Genomic DNA, 325 nt, shown 5'->3' on the forward strand with positions numbered 1-325 from the left:
ATTGATTATTCTGTCTCAGCTTTTAGTTCGAATGAGTTGAACGAAGGGCTTGCGCAGAAGCAAATCCCAACACGTTCTCTTGATAGCGACGGTGAAGCCTTAAGCTTATTGTCTCGTGTTCTTCAAAGCTTAAATACTGGAGAAGATGAAGAGAAAGCTCTATCGCATGAGCAACAAGGACAAGTAGACGTTATTGATCGTTTCTTTGGATCATTACAAAATAATCCGCGTATTAGCTCTGAAGGCAAACAACATCTGTTTCGATTAGAAATACCAGTTTTACGCCAACTTTTGGAAAACGATACTTTCTTTGAAGATCAAAATA

The 325-nt window shown here is 38.5% G+C and carries 1 protein-coding gene; it reads left to right on the forward strand.

Annotated elements, in window-relative coordinates; translation table 11 throughout:
• A partial coding sequence (locus A3738_RS10810) for a DUF1631 family protein (RefSeq protein ID WP_197473808.1) occupies positions 1-325 on the forward strand: 325 nt, incomplete at both ends.

Source organism: Oleiphilus sp. HI0066, from assembly GCF_001635725.1.